We start from the raw sequence: 16,202 nt of genomic DNA on the forward strand, positions 1-16,202 counted from the left end.
CTCAGACCCTCTTGACGCGGGGAAGAATTGGCATCAACCGGATCGATGCCAAGAACAAACCAAATGTTGAAGTTCGGAACGCCGCAGTGTCGTTGACTCGCAATCTTCTAGCTGCGGACCGGGTAGCACCGATCCACTGATGAAGTTGCTTGCCATTGTCCGGCCTCCGTGCCAAGACAGGCATGCCTGCCAGCACGGCGTGGTGCCCTGCCGTCTGGCGACGGCAGCTACCGTGTGACAGCTGCGAAAGCCGCAGGAATGAATGCAACTTTCACGGAGTGGAAGGCGACACTCGAAAACCCACTCGCTGCTAGCCGACACTGGCCAACTCGCGGGACTTGCGGCTCAGGAACCGGTTCGCTTCCTCGTCATTGACGAATGATTCCTGCTTCGGATCCCAAGTCAACTCGCGGCCGGTCATCAGCGCAATGTTGCACAAGTGACAGGATGTCATGGTCCGATGATGGGACCAGACGTCGGAAATCGGCTTGCCGCCATCTTCGATGCACTCAAAGAAGTTCCCCATGTGGTTGCCGGGGGATTTGCCGTTGCACAGCTCCTTGATGATGCCATCCAACTCTTTGCGGTCAGCGTCGGTCAGTTCATCGACCGGACGGCCTTCCAGCTTCCCGCGATTGACGAAGATCCGTCCCTTGTCGCCTTCGAACAAGATCCCGTTTCCGAAATCGACATTGTCACCATCGCGTTTGTAGTGATTGTTGACGCTGATCAGGCTGCCGTTGCCGTACTTGAGATCAATGCTGAATTCGGTTGCGGTGTTGTAACCGTTGGGCAGTGAAACCTCTCCGTTGAGAAATCCGACCCAATCCAGGTCGCTGGGAACGGTCTCAGGAAACTTGCCCGAGCCCTTGATTTTGCGAGGTCCATCTTCGCCGGGGGCCAGCGCCCACTGAGCGATGTCGATGTGGTGGGCCCCCCAGTCGGTCATCTTTCCGCCGGAATACTCAAAATACCAGCGGAACATTCGACGGCGTTCTTCGCAGTAATCCGCTTGGGGTGCCGGACCGACCCACATGTCCCAATCCAGACCTTCCGGGGCGGCATGAGATTCAAACGGTCCGCCGGCCGGGGCGCCGCCGATCGCGACATAGGCGTTGACGTTGTCGCCCAATCGGCCGGACTGCACGATGGCGATGGCGCTCAAAAAATGGTTCTTGCTGCTCCGCTGCTGCGTCCCGACTTGGAACACTCTCCCGGTTTCCTCGACGACCGATCGAATCTGCTTCCCTTCGTCGATGGTCAGGGTCAGTGGCTTCTCGCAATAAACGTCGGCGCCGCTACGAAGGGCAGCGATCGCGATCGGGACGTGCCAATGGTCGGGCGTCCCAATCGTCACCACGTCCGGTTTCTCCTGGTCCAACATCTCGCGATAGTCGCGATACGTATTCAATTTTCCGCCAAACGACTGATTGAATTCTTCGGTGTGCAAGTCGTCGACGTCACAGACGGCAACCATGTTTGCGAACTTGGATGCCTCGCGAGCGATTTGACCGCCGCGGTTGTAGCGTCCACGTGATCCACCGACACCGATCGATGCCAGACGGAGCTTTTGCGATTGTCCTTGCCCCAAGGCAGACTGGGCGAACGGATTGGCGGCAACGGACGCACCCAAGGCGGTCCCCGCGGCAGTGGCTTTCAAGAATTGACGGCGGGACGACATCTTGCAGATCCTTTCACTATTGGGAGGGAGACAGGCAGATAGAAGAGGAGGAAGTATAGCTGAAACCACAGCGCCGGTACGCCGCGCGGAAAGCTCGCTGGAATCCCTCGCGCAGAAACACCACTTGAGGACGCTGCTCAGGACGCCCGCGGCACCGCCCCCGCTTCGTCGCCCCGAAGCGGCGGACGAATGAACCAGGTCGCAATCGACAGCGGAAGGATCGCCGCGGCAAACACCAGGATCGCGAGCTCGTAGTCTCCTGTGCGATCCTTGATCGCACCCATGATCAATGGCCCACAGCCGCTTCCGGCGACCGTTCCACACCACACCGCCCCGCGGATGCTGCCCAGAAAGTCACGCCCGTAGAACTTCAACCAGGCCACCGCGCTGACCGAGATCAACATCCCTTGACCGCCCCCGAACAGCGCGGCGAAGGCTTGCGCCCCGGTCACCGAACGATCCAGGTACAACCAGATCAGTGCTGCCGCGACCAGCGACGTTCCCAACCCCAGCAGTCGGTTCAACGGAAGAAAGTCAGCCAGCACGCCACCGCTCAACTGCATCGCCAACATCGTGAAGCCAAGGATCTTGAACAACCAGCTTGCGGTGTCCTCCGGCAAACCACGATCACCGCACAAAGTGAACAGGTAAAACAGAACCCCGGTGCCGGCCATTGCCCAAAGGATATTTGCGAGAGCCAACACATAATAGGATTTGGTTCGCATCGCCTGAGCCAGGGTCAACGAACGCGGGTCCAATAATCCGCCGGCGGTGCGACGCGTTTCGCGGTCTGCTTCCGTCGATTCATCGGATTCCGGATCAGCCAATTCATCCGCCAGCACCAGGCCATCGACGTGTTGGCCCACATCCTCCGGCCGGTTGCGATAAAGCAGCAAGACCAGCGGCAACAACAACATGACCAACAGCACCGCGATCAAGTGATAGGTCGACCGCCAACCAATCACTTCAATGGTTTGTGCGATCCAAGCCGGAACAAATGCAAACGCGACCGCCGATCCGATGCTGAGCAACGCAGAAACCCTGCCGATGCGATTGCGAAACCACATGGCCGTCGTATTGCCCGACAGGAGCGTCAAAGAACCTTGCCCGAGAAATCGCAGCAGGAAGAACGCAACCAACAACCCGAAGAAGCCGTTCACCGTCGACGTGAATAAGCACGCCCCGGCCAGGGCCAGAATCACCACCACCGAGACGCGTCGCAGCCCGAATCGATCGGCGCTCGGTCCCACCATCGACAACGGCACCGCCGCCAAGACGGTTCCCAGCATGTACGCCAGCCCCAACCGGCTTTCCGATAGCCCCAACGAATCCAAAAGTGCGGGAGTGAAGGCGCTGACCGCGAAGGTCTGGCCCGGGCTGGTACCGATCTGCATCAACATCGCGATCGGCAACATCAAGTAGCCGTAGAAGAACGGCAACCGCCTGGCCAAATGATTCGACAGAGCATTCATTGCCAATCGGTATCCGTCAAACCTTCACGAAGAAAAACGAACTGCTGTTGAATCTCGCCCCCCCGACTCTCGTCAGAAGACACTGTCCGCTGCAGCCACGTTCGCATCGAGCGAGGCGAATGGCAGAATCTGTGGCGTCTTGGGCAAGGGAGGGTGGTCAACGATCGTGGCGGTCATCAACGGCCGGCTGCCATTTGACGCGTCCGCCGTTTTGCACGTGGCCACGCAGCGCATCCTTCAGCTGTCTGACAATCCCGTGATGATCGTCGACGACATTCGACGTCTCCTCCGGGTCGGCTTCCAGGTCGTACAACTCCAGCGGAGAAAACGGGTCATTCTGCATCAGCTTCCATTTGCCTTTGACCAGGGCATGGTACGCCTTGCCGACGTACCGGTTGCCGCCTTCACGCCGGACGAAATACAGCTCGCGATCGGCTTGCGCCATCGTGCGACCCTCAAGAATGGGTCGCAAACTGACCGCATCCATTTGCGCGTCGCCCTCTCCGGCCCAATTCGGAAATTCCTGGGCGCCGGCCAGATCCAGGAACGTCGCTGCCAAGTCAAACGTCAGTCCCGCGTAGTCGCTTCGTGTCCCAGCCAGCGATGCGTCGGTCGGTCGAATCAAAAACGGCACTCGCAATCCACCGTCATAATGGCTTTGCTTGCCGTCACGGAACGGCAAATTCCGCTGGGCGTGCGGCAGGGAACCGCCGTTGTCCGAGGTGAACGCCACGACCGTTTTGTCACGCAGCCCGAGTGCGTCTAGCTTTTCGAGCAACAGGCCGACGTGATGATCCAAGTGTTCCACCAGGGCAACATTCTTCGCTCGTTTCTCGTCCAAGTCGGGCAGCCGCTGCTGCGTCCGCTGCAACCATTCGTCCGGTGGCTGGATCGGGAAATGCGGCGCGTTGTACGGCAAGTACAAAAAGAAAGGTCGCTCCGGTTGGCCACTTCGCTGGGTGATGTAGTCGATCGCCCACTGCGTGAACAGTTCGGTCGCGTGCCCTTCCGGATCGATCACCCGATCGTTCAACCGCATGAAGTTCTGACCGCCACGCAGGTGCGTGTAGTAGTCATCCATCATGTCGCCCAAGAAACCGTGAAAGTGATCAAAACCACGTTCGGTCGGTGTATTGGGAGACTGCAAGCCGAGGTGCCACTTGCCCACAATTGCGGTGTGGTACCCCAGTTTGCCAAGCCGAGCTGCGAGCGTCGGAACGGTCGGATCGAAGAAGCCCCAACTGTTTTCCGGGTTCGTCCGGATCACCCCCGGAACTCCGACGCGATCGGCAAAGCGTCCCGTCAAGATCGCCGCGCGGGTGGGGGAACACACGGTGCAATTGGCCCGCATGTTGTCAAAGCGGATGCCTTCGGCCGCCAATCGGTCCAAGGCCGGCGTTCGGATATCCAGAGCCCCCTGGTAACTGACATCACCGAATCCCAAATCATCCGCCAGGATCAACAGCAGATTGGGTCTTTGCGGCTGCTGCGCCGTGGCAGGCGTGGCAACCGAGAACGCTACGCAGGCGATCCACCAGGATGCGACGCAGCATGCCATCCGCCGCGGACCGATCCGGTTCCAGGAAGCTTTCTTTGAACTCTTGTCCGTGGGACCAAACATCATTGCACACCAGGGGTGGAATCGGTCACGGCGGCAGCAACGACTTGATCGTTGCTGTTATCAACAATCTCCGGATCGCGTGAATCCTGATCTCAATCGGCCCGCCAGCTGACGGTCCGCCGAAACAGCCGATGACGACCAAGGTCACTCGGCGGTGACGGGTTCCGGATCGGCGGTGACGGGCTCCGGTTCGGCGGTGTTTTCTTCGGCCGCGTCCTTGGCGCCTTCGATGGCACCCTCGGTCACATTGGCCGCATCTTCGGCCGCCTGCTCAATGGCTTGGCCAGTTTGATCCAGCGCCTCGCCCGCTTCCTGCTGCGTTTCTTTCGAGCAACCGGTGAAACAGAAAGTCAAAGCCAACAAGGCGACGCCAACACGAATACGCGACATCACAGAATCTCCAAGGTATGAGACGAAAACGAATGCCGACTATAACGCAACGGCGCGCGGCGCACAGATGGCAGGGGCTTTAGGGACGCCCCACCCCGCCTTGACGGAAAGCTTAACGAACCGGGTCGACCCGGGCGGCAGACGGTGCCAGGGGCGACATCTTCCACGCTCTGGCGAGCGTGGCGACTTCGAAGTGGCGCTGTCCGGCCAGCGAGGTCGTTGTCAGCTCGGAATCTCAAAATCAAGTTTGCTCAATCGCAGGTCGCCGCTGCTGACCAGCATGTCGATGGTCGCGCCCGTTGCGGCCAGTCGGACTTGATAGTCCCCCGTCTCCGGAATCGACCAGAAACGGTACTCACCGCGATGATCGGTGACGGTTGCATCAACCCGTTCGCCGCGGTTGTCGAGCAACTCCACCATCATGTCCGGAACTCCGGCTCGACCATCGCGAAGCGCCGCTCCACTGAGCGCCGAATCGGTCAAGATGGATGACTGGGAATCTGCCCCGCGGGCAAGCGTGACTTTCCCTCGAATTTCGACCAACATGAAGAAGACGTTGTCCTGAATTCCGGCGACGTCTGAGTTCCGTTCGATGACGTCCGCCAGTGTGGTCCGTTGCAAATCCCGCAGGTCAGCGCCTTTGAAAATCGTTTCGTAATACATTCGATCGCCGTCACGCAGGCGTTGGAACTGATCGGCAATGATCACCCCGGCCAATTCGCCCACCGATGCGTCGCGGCGGTGATCTTCCGCCAGCAATCCGACCCACAGATCGATGTCGTCGACGGTGCCGTAGAGTTCTTCCAACGCTTGGCTGGTCGCCGAGTCCGAAGTGATCTGGGCAAAATCGTCGACCTGCGGCAAACCGTAGGCGCGACGCGTCGCGTTGTAGTCGGCCAGACCGTGATCACGCCCGCGTTGAATGTTCATCGCGACCAGGTCCATTCCGCCGGCTCCCGGAGGACCGAACAGGAAGTTGCGCAATCCGTCAACGACTTTCAAATCAATTTCCTGGGACCGCGTCGACGCGTTGAACTTCAACAGCGAATCGATTCCCATCTGATCCAACATCGAGGGGCGGAAGAATGCCTCCGCCAGTTCGACGTCATCCGCCATCGAACGCCCGTCATTGTCAAAGAACTTCAGTCGCTCATTGAGCGTGCTGTGACCAAAGCGAAAGGCAGCCGTCGAAAACTCCGTGGCCACCGACGGATCGACACTCGGGTCGTAGCCGACATACGGCTTCAAGCCTGCGTCACCCAGCAATGCCGGCAAGAATTCGTTGTACGTGATCGCCTGCACCTCCGCGATCACCAAAGCGCGCGCCCGCTGATAGATCTGCTCGTCCGAAAGCGAATCATCCGTGCCGGAGATTTGGTCGGCCAGACGATTGTGCTCGCGCACAAACAGGGTCTGGATCGCGGTCAACGAAACGTTCTCGCTAGCGCGGACGTCTCCGGCCACCACCATCCCGGCGTCGTCGACCGGAAGCAGTCCACCTTCGCGCACTTTCAACCGCCCCCCTTCGAACGAACGCAACCGGTTGGCAGTTTCAAGATCACTGCCGTAAACCATCGAGGCATCCAGATAAGAGGTGATCTGATTGATCTGCTGACGCGGATTGCTCGGCGAAGTTCCGGTCGACGGATCGAATCGGGACCGGGTCAGTGGAATCACTGCGTCACCCAATCCCTCGGGATCAAAATGGGGATCCCCGGCCGGGACCTTGATGTCAAACGGTTCCCCATCCTCCGGCGGTTCGGTCAAGTCGATGTCGTGGTCGATGAATTGCCCCCACACATACAACATCGCGGACAATCCCCGCTGACTGGGCGTCTCCACTCCTTGGCTATCCGACATCCGGTTGCTGATCACCCTCGGCCCAGGTCGGGACTGACCGGCAGGGCTGGACACACCATCGCCGTAGGCACTGGGTGCAACGCGCAGCAGCGGTTGTCCGGCACTGCCCCAATCCGTGTGCACCAAGTGGTTTCCCGTCCCGTCGATCGAACGCACTTCCGACGGCATCTTCGGCAGTCGTTGAGCACCGTCGTCGGGCATCGCCAATCCGGCCGCCCGGTTTTGGTCGCGTGCCAAACGATTGATCACGCAAAGGATGTCGCTAAGTGTTTGCCGACCGTCGTTGTTCACGTCCGTGAACATGCTTGCATCGCCACCGCGATCGATCGCATTGATCAGGGCCAGCGCATCAATCGCGGAAACGTGCCCGTCATCATTGACGTCTTCCGATTCGAAGGGATTATGACGCAGCGCATCGACGTCTGCCGCCAACAGCTGCCGCGACTCCAAGCGTTCCCCGCGGAGCCGACGCCCCCGTGGTCGCGTCACGGAAGGCCTAGAAGCCGACACGCGCCATCGCCGGAACAATCGTCCACTGCCCGACCCGATTCGAACGACAGAATGTGATTCGAAGAACTTCATGGAAGCGTCCTGTTCACCGAGGCCAGTCAGACAGAAAGGGAAGCGACCGATCACCATTCGCTCTGCTCCCCTAAGGGCGCCGGCGCGCATCCGTGTCGCAACTGCAGCGACATTCTGCTCGCGGAAGATCACAGATCAAGCGTCACCCCGCTACGGGGATGGAAGAGGACCGCGACCGCGCAGTGCGGGCGTCCGTCCGCCGAAAGTCGTCCCTGATTTTGCCAACGGACGTTCTCCCGAACTGGGCAACGGCCGTTTTTTTTATTTTGGCCGATCGCTATGGACGCTTTGGCGACGCCTCGTTTCGAAGGCGTCGCCCAGGTGGTGGCGACCCGATTGTAAACGCCTGTCGACCTGTTCGCGAAACAATTCCCAGCCGACTTCGGTGAACATTGGCTCGAGCGTCTCTCTCTCCGGATTCAGCATCACGTCGCTCGCGCCGGTCCACGCCGGCGACGAATCATGGGCGTCGATTGCTGGCGACGCTCGGGCGTGCAATCGACGGCGTTTCTTCAACATTGGCGTGATTGCCGCGCCCGCCAAACCCCCGACCTCCGCGTCCACCTCCCGGACCGCCGCCGTGACCGTGGCCACCACGACCGCCGGACGAAGCGGTCAGCGAGTCATGCATGTTGAAGGCCATCAACGTGGCGAACACCACGCTGGCCAGCAGCACGCCGCCACCGACCAGTCGAGTGCGCTTGACTTGCCACCACATCATCAGCCCCGAGACTCCCCAAAACACCATCGACACGAACATCGCATCGACCAGGAGCGCCCAGACCCAACGCACATCGAACCCGGGCGAATACGTTCGGGCCAGATGCAGACGTTGCAAAAATGATTTGCCATTCAGTTCCGGCCGCTCGTCTTCTCGGACCGACGCGATTCGACCGCTGGCTAAATCATAGGTGACGAGACAGGGCACCCCTTCGGCCTCGGCGGCAAACTCCAGATTGGCCGATCGCCGACCGGAGACCGCTTCGCCGGAAGACAGCCCCAACTGCTCCAAGATCTTGGGGACCTGACGCTGGACGTCCAACAACGCGTTGGATTCCAGATCGATCCGACTCACCACGTCCAACGGATTCGATTTCCTTTCCGGTTCCGATGCTTCTTCCGCGTCGATCACGGTCGTTCGGACCTCACCGTCGCCGGTGATGGGATTGATTGACACCTCGTGGGAGGCATCATCGGCGCGGACGGTGTACGTCAGGAACCCGGTGTAGCGCGGCGACCGATCCGATTTCAGATCAATCACGGGCCCCTGCGCCATCAGCGATTCAAAATTCATTTCTTCCACCACCGCCTCGGCCGCCTGGCGCGGCGACGGCAAGCGGGACAGCGTGGGGTCATCCAACTCGGCCGCGTGAAACGAAACAACTCGATCGCCCGTGAACAAACGCGGATGATTGAAGAACCAACCGGTAAAGCCATACAGCAACACGAACGGGAACATGAAGATCCCGGAGTAGAGGTGGACGCGCCGCACCAGCATCAATGCCGATCGGCCCATCTTTCCGGCCAGCGTCTTCCGTTTGGGTTTGCGTTTGGAAGCCGGTGTGGCCGAGTCCGTGGGCTGACCGGACTGGGGCTGATCGGATTGGGACTGATCGGATTGGGAAGGTTCCATCGGGTCACGTTCGGTGGCGACATCAAGCACAGTGGTCATTTTTGCTTCCGGTGGGAATCCACCGGTTCCTGGCGAAGGTTGTGGGGTCGGCAAAGTTGGAAATGCGGAGTCGGCACGCCCCGGTCGATGGCGAGTGCGGTCGATGGCGACTGAGCAGCCAAAGTCGACCGGGACGAGCATCCAATGAATTCCGCCGGTGGACGCGGCGGGGGTGTGAGTCAGAATTCCCCGACGACTTCGTGGCCCCGCGTGGTCCACAGCGACCGGTACAGGTCCAGGTCGATGCTGTCGGTGATGAAAGTCACGCTGCCGTCGGCCAGCGAAATCATCGCGCCACCGGTGTGATGGCTTCTCGGTCCGGTCGCCTGATAAGCGCGAATGCTCAAATCCGGTAGCGGGTGGTTGGGGGTGTACCAACCGTTGATCGAACCGCCGCTGCTGCCGAATCCGGAGATCCAGTTGGCACCGCGGGTCCCGCTCCATCGATCGTGGGATTCGACAAAACTCTGTGGATCCATCGCCCAGACCGCGTCCCGATAATCCTGCATGTCCTCGACCGATCGCCCGGAACCGTTGGCGATGAACTTGTCTTTTTGCGTGTAAGGGATTTCGGTCTGATCGTTACCGATCCCCATCAAGGTCTCCGCGAACGCGACCGTCGACGACGTGCCATCCAAGACGTCGCGGAACGCCGTTTGAGACTCGCGCCAAAACAGGCCGTCAGTGCGGTCGCCGTAGTTGACGTACGTCCCGGTGCCCGAACCGACGTTCACGGCGTAATTGATGCCGGCATGAAGCCAGTCGTAAGAGTTTTTGCCGCGGGTGTAGGTCACCCATTTCTTCGGCTCGACATCGTCGCTGGGACAATTGAAGAACGGGACCCGCGTTGCCGCGGCCTGATCATTGGGCGTTCGGAAGCCTTCCGCAGACGAAGCTCGCCCGAGCCCGGCGGCGAAATCGATCAATTCATGAAGTCCCCGCTGTTCGGCAAACGGCAGCAATTGTGCCTGGACACTCCAGCCGTTGCTGATCGAGTCGCCGATTCCGGGAAAACGCTTGTACGCCGAGTGGTAATTGTGCAGCGCCAGTGACATCTGCTTCAGGTTGTTGCTGCAACTCATGCGGCGTGCGGCCCCGCGGGCCGATTGGACCGCCGGCAACAACAGGCCCACGAGAATGCCGATGACGGCGATCACCACCAGCAATTCGACCAGGGTGAACGCCCGGCGCCCGTCGGGACGCGGATCAGGGTTTGCGGGAACAAAAGAGTTCAGCGACATGGGATTTCCTCTCCACGCTGGAAACCGCCGGCGGAAAGCCTGGCGATCGCCTAGGTGCAATCCGATGCCGACGCCGAGGGCTCTCCCGACAATGACCGACCGGTACCCGGAGGGGGTCGGTCGACAGAGACGCATGGGCAGGCCGAACGGCACCGATCAGCGGAAGCATCGACCAAGGAGACCGGGCGCCACGCGACGGTGTGAAATGGGATCCGTCCCGAATACGGCTTCGGGATCGGTTCGAGCGTGGCTGGCTAGAGGGCAGGGACCCGTCGCTTGCTGCGTCGTCGAATGACTGATATTGCGAATCAGTCGCAACAAGTATTGTCAGTCCAATGGATTTACGCAAGAATGGCTGCGGAAAACCGCGTCCAAGTCACAAACCGCCAGCAGAAAACGAGTTATGGCATTCCCCAGCGACAATCCGAGCGACCAGCGGGAAAAAACTACCGCCCGACGCGAGGTCTGGGACCGCCATCTGGCCGGCAAGATTGTCCGATTCAAGGACCTGACGCCCTGCGGTGATGAGATCTGGATCGAGCACGACGGCCAGCTGTATCGACTCCGCAAAACCCGTCAAGGCAAACTGATCCTGACGAAATGATCGCTGCCCACCTGATCGCGGCCCACGGTGCCCCGCCGCGACCCTTCTTCGCTTTCTGTGCGGCAAATTCGCGACTCAGTGAGAAACGGTGAACGCTACCCGTCGCGGATCCTCGACCTTTCTTGACTTCCGTGGCGAAGCGTTGACAGCCCCCTGCCGACGCCGCAAGCCGACGGACACCACGACCAAGGAATGTCATTTGCAACGCACCTTCCGGCAAAGCGCGATCGCGCGGTCAATCGTCGGCTGATTCTCAGCTGTCTTCGTCGGAGCCGTCTATGCCTGGTCCGCCCTGGCAACGTTCCGGTTCGTCCGGGTTGAGCCGCGTGCTGAAAGATCGCTTCTGACTGCAAACCACTCTCGCACCGGGATGAGCCATGGCCGCGCTGACATTGACCGAGCAACTGATCAAACAACATCTGGTTTCCGGCGACCCGACGCCGGGGTCGGAGATCGCCCTTCGCATCGACCAGACGCTGACCCAAGATGCGACCGGCACCCTGGTGATGCTGGAGTTGGAGGCGTTGAATCTGCAGCGGGCACACACGGAAGTTTCGGTGCAATACGTTGATCACAACCTGCTCCAAGAAGACCACAAGAACCCGGACGACCACCTGTTCCTGGAGAGCGCCGCGAAACGATTCGGATTGTGGTTCAGTCGCCCCGGCAACGGCGTCAGCCACCCGTTGCATCAACAACGTTTTGGCAAACCCGGCGCCACGCTGCTGGGAAGCGACAGCCACACGTGCGCGGCGGGCGCCCTGGGGATGCTTGCCATCGGCGCCGGTGGCCTGGAAGTTGCCATGGCCATCGCGGGCGAACCTTTCTACGTCAAGATGCCCCGGGTTTGGAACATTCGCCTGGAAGGCGATCTTCCCGCCTGGGTCAGCGCCAAAGACATCATCTTGGAGCTGCTGCGACGGCACGGCGTGAAGGGGGGCGTGGGATACACGTTGGAATACACCGGCAGCGGGCTGGAACATCTGTCCGCCATGGATCGGCACGTGATCGCCAACATGGGTGCCGAACTGGGAGCCACGGCCAGCGTGTTTCCATCCGACGAACAGACCCGCCGCTATCTGCATTCCCAGGCGCGTCCGGAAGACTGGCAACCGATGTCGGCTGAGCCCGACGCGAGCTACGATCGCGTGGAAACGATCGTCCTGGACACGCTGGAACCGATGATCGCCAAACCGACCAGCCCGGGCAACGTCACCACCGTCCGCGAAGTCGCCGGCGAACCGATTTACCAAGCGTACGTCGGTTCAAGTGCTAACCCGGGGTTTCGCGACTTTGCCGTGGTCGCGGAAATGGTTCGCGGCAAACGCGTCGCCGACGGCGTCTCGCTGGACATCAATCCTTCCTCGCGTCAAATCCTGACCCGTCTGGCCAAGGACGGACATCTGGTGGCTTTGCTGCAAGCCGGCGCGCGGCTGCATCAAGCCGGGTGCAACGGTTGCATCGGGATGGGACAAGCACCGGCGACCGGACGAAACAGTCTGAGAACCGTTCCCCGAAACTTCCCGGGCCGCAGCGGGACCCGGGAAGACCGCGTGTTCCTGGTCAGCCCCGAAACGGCCGCCGCATCGGCACTGACCGGACGGATCACCGACCCGCGCGATTGCGAGATGCAATACCCGCGGATCCAGGATTCCGAGGAACCAATCACCCAAGATGATTGCTTTCTCCCTCCGATGGATCCTCCCCACGCCCTTCGCGTCGACCTGGTCAAAGGACCCAATATCCATTCGCTGCCGGAAAGTGATCCGATCAAGGACGTGATCGAGGTCCCCGTGTTGTTGTCCGTCGGCGACAACATTTCGACCGACGAGATTCTGCCGGCGGGCGCACGCGTGCTGCCCTTCCGCAGCAACATTCCACGGATCAGCGAGTTCGTCTACGTCGACGTTGACCCGGACTACGTCAAGCGGGCCGGTGAGCATCAAGGTGGCCATGCCATCGTCGGCGGCGCTAACTACGGCCAGGGCTCCAGCCGCGAACACGCGGCCATCGCCCCGCGGTACCTGGGACTGGAACTGGTGATCGCAAAGAGCTTTGCCAGAATCCACTGGCAGAACCTGGTGAACTTCGGGGTCCTGCCGCTGTCAGTGATCGATGACGATGACGTCGAATCGTTGCAACAGGGAGATCAGCTGCGAATTGAGAACCCGATGGAGCAGATCCGTGGCGGCGACGAAGTGACGGTCCAGAATGTCACCCGATCCTCTCAGTTCACCACGCGGCACGATCTGTCGGCGCGGCAGCAAGACGTGCTGGCCGCCGGAGGACTGATCGCGTGGAAACGAATGCAAAAGTCATGACCATGATGACACGCGGCAATGCCATCCGGGTGATCGCCCTTCGCCGCGAAAAAACAGCGAAGCGTTCGGCCATCAGTGCCGGCCGGCAGTCATCGCCGAGGCGTGATCGAACACACTGGAATTCGATCGAAGATGAACCTCTTCCATCACGAATCCGCTTTTCGGTAACGCAGGCAATCGCTGATAATCAACAGTCAAATCCTGCTCTCGTGGAACTTGAAAGGTGAGAGACTGATTCAAGAACCGCGTCATCATCTTCATTAGCTCCAGTGCAACGGGCTCACCCGGACAGCGATGTCCTGTTCGGACGTCCCCTCCGCCCTGAGGCACGGAGTGAAATGGGCAATGCCCGGGATGTTCGAAGCGTGCTGCTTGAAATTGATTGGGATCATTCCATCGCCGCGGGTCATGGTTGATTCCGTACAGGTCCAAGATCACATGTCTGCCGCGGGAAAACCGAAATCCGTGCCATTGAAAGCTTTTTCTCACAATCGCAGCCAGAAACGGAAAGAACGGATAATACCGCCGCACTTCTTCCACAAACGAATGCACCGCGGTGTCCGTGCCGCTGTCAACGAATCGCCGTGCATCGGCGAAGCGATGCAACGCGTGTGCGACGAAGACCAGATAGACAGAGACGGCAACCGTTGGTCGCAAGAGGTTCAATAGTTCGACCCCTGCGGCTTGGCTGCTTAGCAGATCTCCCGCAAGGTCACGGTGCTGGGCGACTATCGCGGCCGGCGCCTGTGGCGGCAAATCCATTTCGCCAGATCTTATTCTCTTCACCAACTGGGACGCCCAACGGTTCGCTGCAATTCGATTCACTCGCGACCACCAGTGCTCGGGTCCAAAGTTTCCGGAGTCATCAAACAGAGCGGTCAGTTGAGCGCTACGGCACCGCACCTCATCCTCACGAAGTGAAATACCGGCCCATTGACAAACGGTGCGGGTCAGCACTTCGGGCAGTTGCTGATAGAGAACGACCTGACGCTGTTCGCACCACCGACGGGCATACCTCAGCAACCATCCTTCGGCGATTCGGGCAATGCGATTCGCGTGTTCGGGTGTTGTCAACTGAACAAACAAGGCTTTTCGGTGCCGATGTTCCAGATCATCCAATCCCTGAACACCACCTTGTCCAAATAGGGTGTTTTGAATTCGCGACGGCGCCGCTCCCTCACGCCGCATGCGCCTTTCGTCGTAAAATACCCTCGCGGACTCCTCACCTGTCATGCAGATCACGCGTCGCAGTCTCAACCGGGTTGCAAAAGCGTCGCTTCGAAGTTGCCGACAAGTTTTGGAAATGTACCGATACGGATCCGTGGCGAACCCGAACGAACTTTCGAACAGCCACGGCATACTCCGTCTTGTTGATATTTCTCTCATCGTTCCAACCCTGAGTCGTGGGCAAAGAGTGGCAGTCAACTTGCATGGACCGACGAGCGATGAACGCGGCGTCGCGCCCGATCGACTGGGCGGCGTCCAACGGTCGTTGCGGCGTTTGCCTTAACGTCGCCATGTCGGAACCTCAACCATCACGTGGCGATGCGAGGATGGCGCACGCCACATTGAAACAGTGTGCGGCGACACAACAGTCGTCGTTACGTTGACTTCGCGATAAGCGAGCTTTCTGCTTCAAGGTAGCGTTGCTGGCTCTCGCCTCGTCAAACGAGCAGGGCGCGTACCGATCTTCAATTTAAACTGGCCAAGAAACCCTTCCGGGGCTCCGAGCCAGGGCGATCATCGGAATCATCCCGAGGACAATTCCAGAACAGAGCGTCCACAGAATGTTCTAAAGGGGCTTCGAATGCATGATTTCGGACCAGTCTGGGGGAGGACCGTGAGGCCTGTTCCACCACTACAGTCCAGACCGTGCGACCATCGTCTGTGGGCAGCAACGCTGGGATTCGGACATCAGCGTTGTTCGGCAATGAATGTCATTCGGTGCCCTGGCGTGTTCACCGGTCGGGGTTCGCCAGTCGGGGTTCACCCCTCGGCAGACGGGCCGTGAGAGCCGCGGGCGGCTGTCACCGTCGCGCGCGGGTCGAAGGGAAACTGGAATCGGCTGCATCCCAACCTGCGGCGCCAACCAGCGGGACGAAACTGACTCCGCCCAAATCCTCTTCCTCGAACCGATCTTCCGACAAGCGCCGCATCCGAATCAATTGCTGGACGCTGCGGTGCTTCCCGACGGGCATCACCAAGCGTCCCCCGACCGCCAGTTGGTCGGTCAGCGAAGGGGGGACTTGCGGTCCGCCCGCGGCCACGACGATCGCGTCGTAGGGGGCACGTTCCGGCCAGCCGTGTGTCCCGTCGCCGAAGTGAACTTGCACGTTGTCGTAGCCCAACTGGGCCAGCCGCCGGGCAGCGGATTCCGCAAGTTCAACGTGCCGCTCCACCGTGTCGACATGCTTGGCGATCCGACTGATCACCGCCGCGGCGTAGCCGGAACCGGTACCGATTTCCAACACGCGATCGGAGGGACCGAGCGACAAGGCGTCGGTCATCATCGCGACAACGAACGGCTGAGAGATGGTCTGGTTCTTGCCGATCGGCAACGGCTGATCGAAGTACGCCTGATCGCGAAAATCATCCGGAACAAATTGCTCGCGAGAAACTTGCAAGATGGCATCCAGAACGGCTTCATTGGTGAAACCGCGACGTCGAATCAGCCGGCCGAGCTGCTGCCGCTTGGAAGCAAACTCCTTGGCACGGCTGTCAGGTTCTCTCGTCTCGATTGGTCACAAACCCAATGGTG

At 60.1% G+C, this 16,202-nt stretch carries 11 protein-coding genes; 2 read left to right on the forward strand and 9 right to left on the reverse strand.

Annotated elements, in window-relative coordinates; all coding sequences use genetic code 11:
• Positions 1–310: 310 nt before the first annotated feature.
• The 7 genes from FYK55_RS13050 to FYK55_RS13080 all read right to left on the reverse strand — a co-directional run bounded on the left by FYK55_RS13050 (position 311) and on the right by FYK55_RS13080 (position 10,519).
• A complete protein-coding gene (locus FYK55_RS13050) occupies positions 311–1,681 on the reverse strand; it encodes a Gfo/Idh/MocA family protein (RefSeq protein WP_150076860.1) in 1,371 nt (456 codons plus the stop codon).
• 137 nt (positions 1,682–1,818) lie between these two features.
• On the reverse strand, positions 1,819–3,153 hold the full coding sequence (locus FYK55_RS13055) for an MFS transporter (RefSeq protein WP_150076861.1): 1,335 nt from the start codon (positions 3,151–3,153) through the stop codon (positions 1,819–1,821).
• 157 nt (positions 3,154–3,310) lie between these two features.
• On the reverse strand, positions 3,311–4,777 hold the full coding sequence (locus FYK55_RS13060; protein ID WP_235908655.1) for a sulfatase family protein: 1,467 nt from the start codon (positions 4,775–4,777) through the stop codon (positions 3,311–3,313).
• A 141-nt stretch (positions 4,778–4,918) separates the two neighbouring features.
• Positions 4,919–5,164 carry a hypothetical protein gene (locus FYK55_RS13065; RefSeq protein WP_150076862.1) on the reverse strand — a complete coding sequence of 82 codons (246 nt, stop codon included), beginning with the start codon at positions 5,162–5,164 and terminating at the stop codon, positions 4,919–4,921.
• 222 nt (positions 5,165–5,386) lie between these two features.
• On the reverse strand, positions 5,387–7,606 hold the full coding sequence (locus tag FYK55_RS13070) for a peroxidase family protein (protein ID WP_150076863.1): 2,220 nt from the start codon (positions 7,604–7,606) through the stop codon (positions 5,387–5,389).
• 460 nt (positions 7,607–8,066) lie between these two features.
• Entirely contained in the window at positions 8,067–9,278 is a 1,212-nt protein-coding gene (locus tag FYK55_RS29485) for a PepSY domain-containing protein (protein WP_201743706.1), read from the reverse strand.
• Positions 9,279–9,457: 179 nt separating this feature from the next.
• Positions 9,458–10,519, reverse strand: coding sequence for a DUF1559 domain-containing protein (locus FYK55_RS13080; protein WP_150076865.1), 1,062 nt, complete (start codon positions 10,517–10,519; stop codon positions 9,458–9,460).
• A gap of 403 nt (positions 10,520–10,922) precedes the next feature.
• Here FYK55_RS13080 and hemP point away from each other — a divergent pair, with 403 nt between their 5' ends.
• Both hemP and FYK55_RS13090 read left to right on the forward strand, forming a co-directional pair.
• Positions 10,923–11,123 (forward strand): hemin uptake protein HemP, encoded by a 201-nt coding sequence (gene hemP / locus FYK55_RS13085; RefSeq protein ID WP_150076866.1) that lies wholly within the window; start codon positions 10,923–10,925, stop codon positions 11,121–11,123.
• 377 nt (positions 11,124–11,500) lie between these two features.
• Positions 11,501–13,444, forward strand: a complete 1,944-nt coding sequence (locus FYK55_RS13090) for an aconitate hydratase (protein ID WP_150076867.1) — start codon at positions 11,501–11,503, stop codon at positions 13,442–13,444.
• Between the two features lie 72 nt (positions 13,445–13,516).
• Here FYK55_RS13090 and FYK55_RS29725 read toward each other — a convergent pair whose 3' ends face one another.
• Positions 13,517–14,632: a cytochrome P450 gene (locus FYK55_RS29725; RefSeq protein ID WP_235908657.1), complete on the reverse strand. Its 1,116-nt coding sequence runs from the start codon at positions 14,630–14,632 to the stop codon at positions 13,517–13,519.
• Between the two features lie 839 nt (positions 14,633–15,471).
• Positions 15,472–16,182: a protein-L-isoaspartate(D-aspartate) O-methyltransferase gene (locus FYK55_RS13100; protein ID WP_150076869.1), complete on the reverse strand. Its 711-nt coding sequence runs from the start codon at positions 16,180–16,182 to the stop codon at positions 15,472–15,474.
• Positions 16,183–16,202: the final 20 nt, after the last annotated feature.

Origin of the sequence: Roseiconus nitratireducens (assembly GCF_008629675.1) — a bacterium.
Lineage (GTDB): Bacteria > Planctomycetota > Planctomycetia > Pirellulales > Pirellulaceae > Stieleria > Stieleria nitratireducens.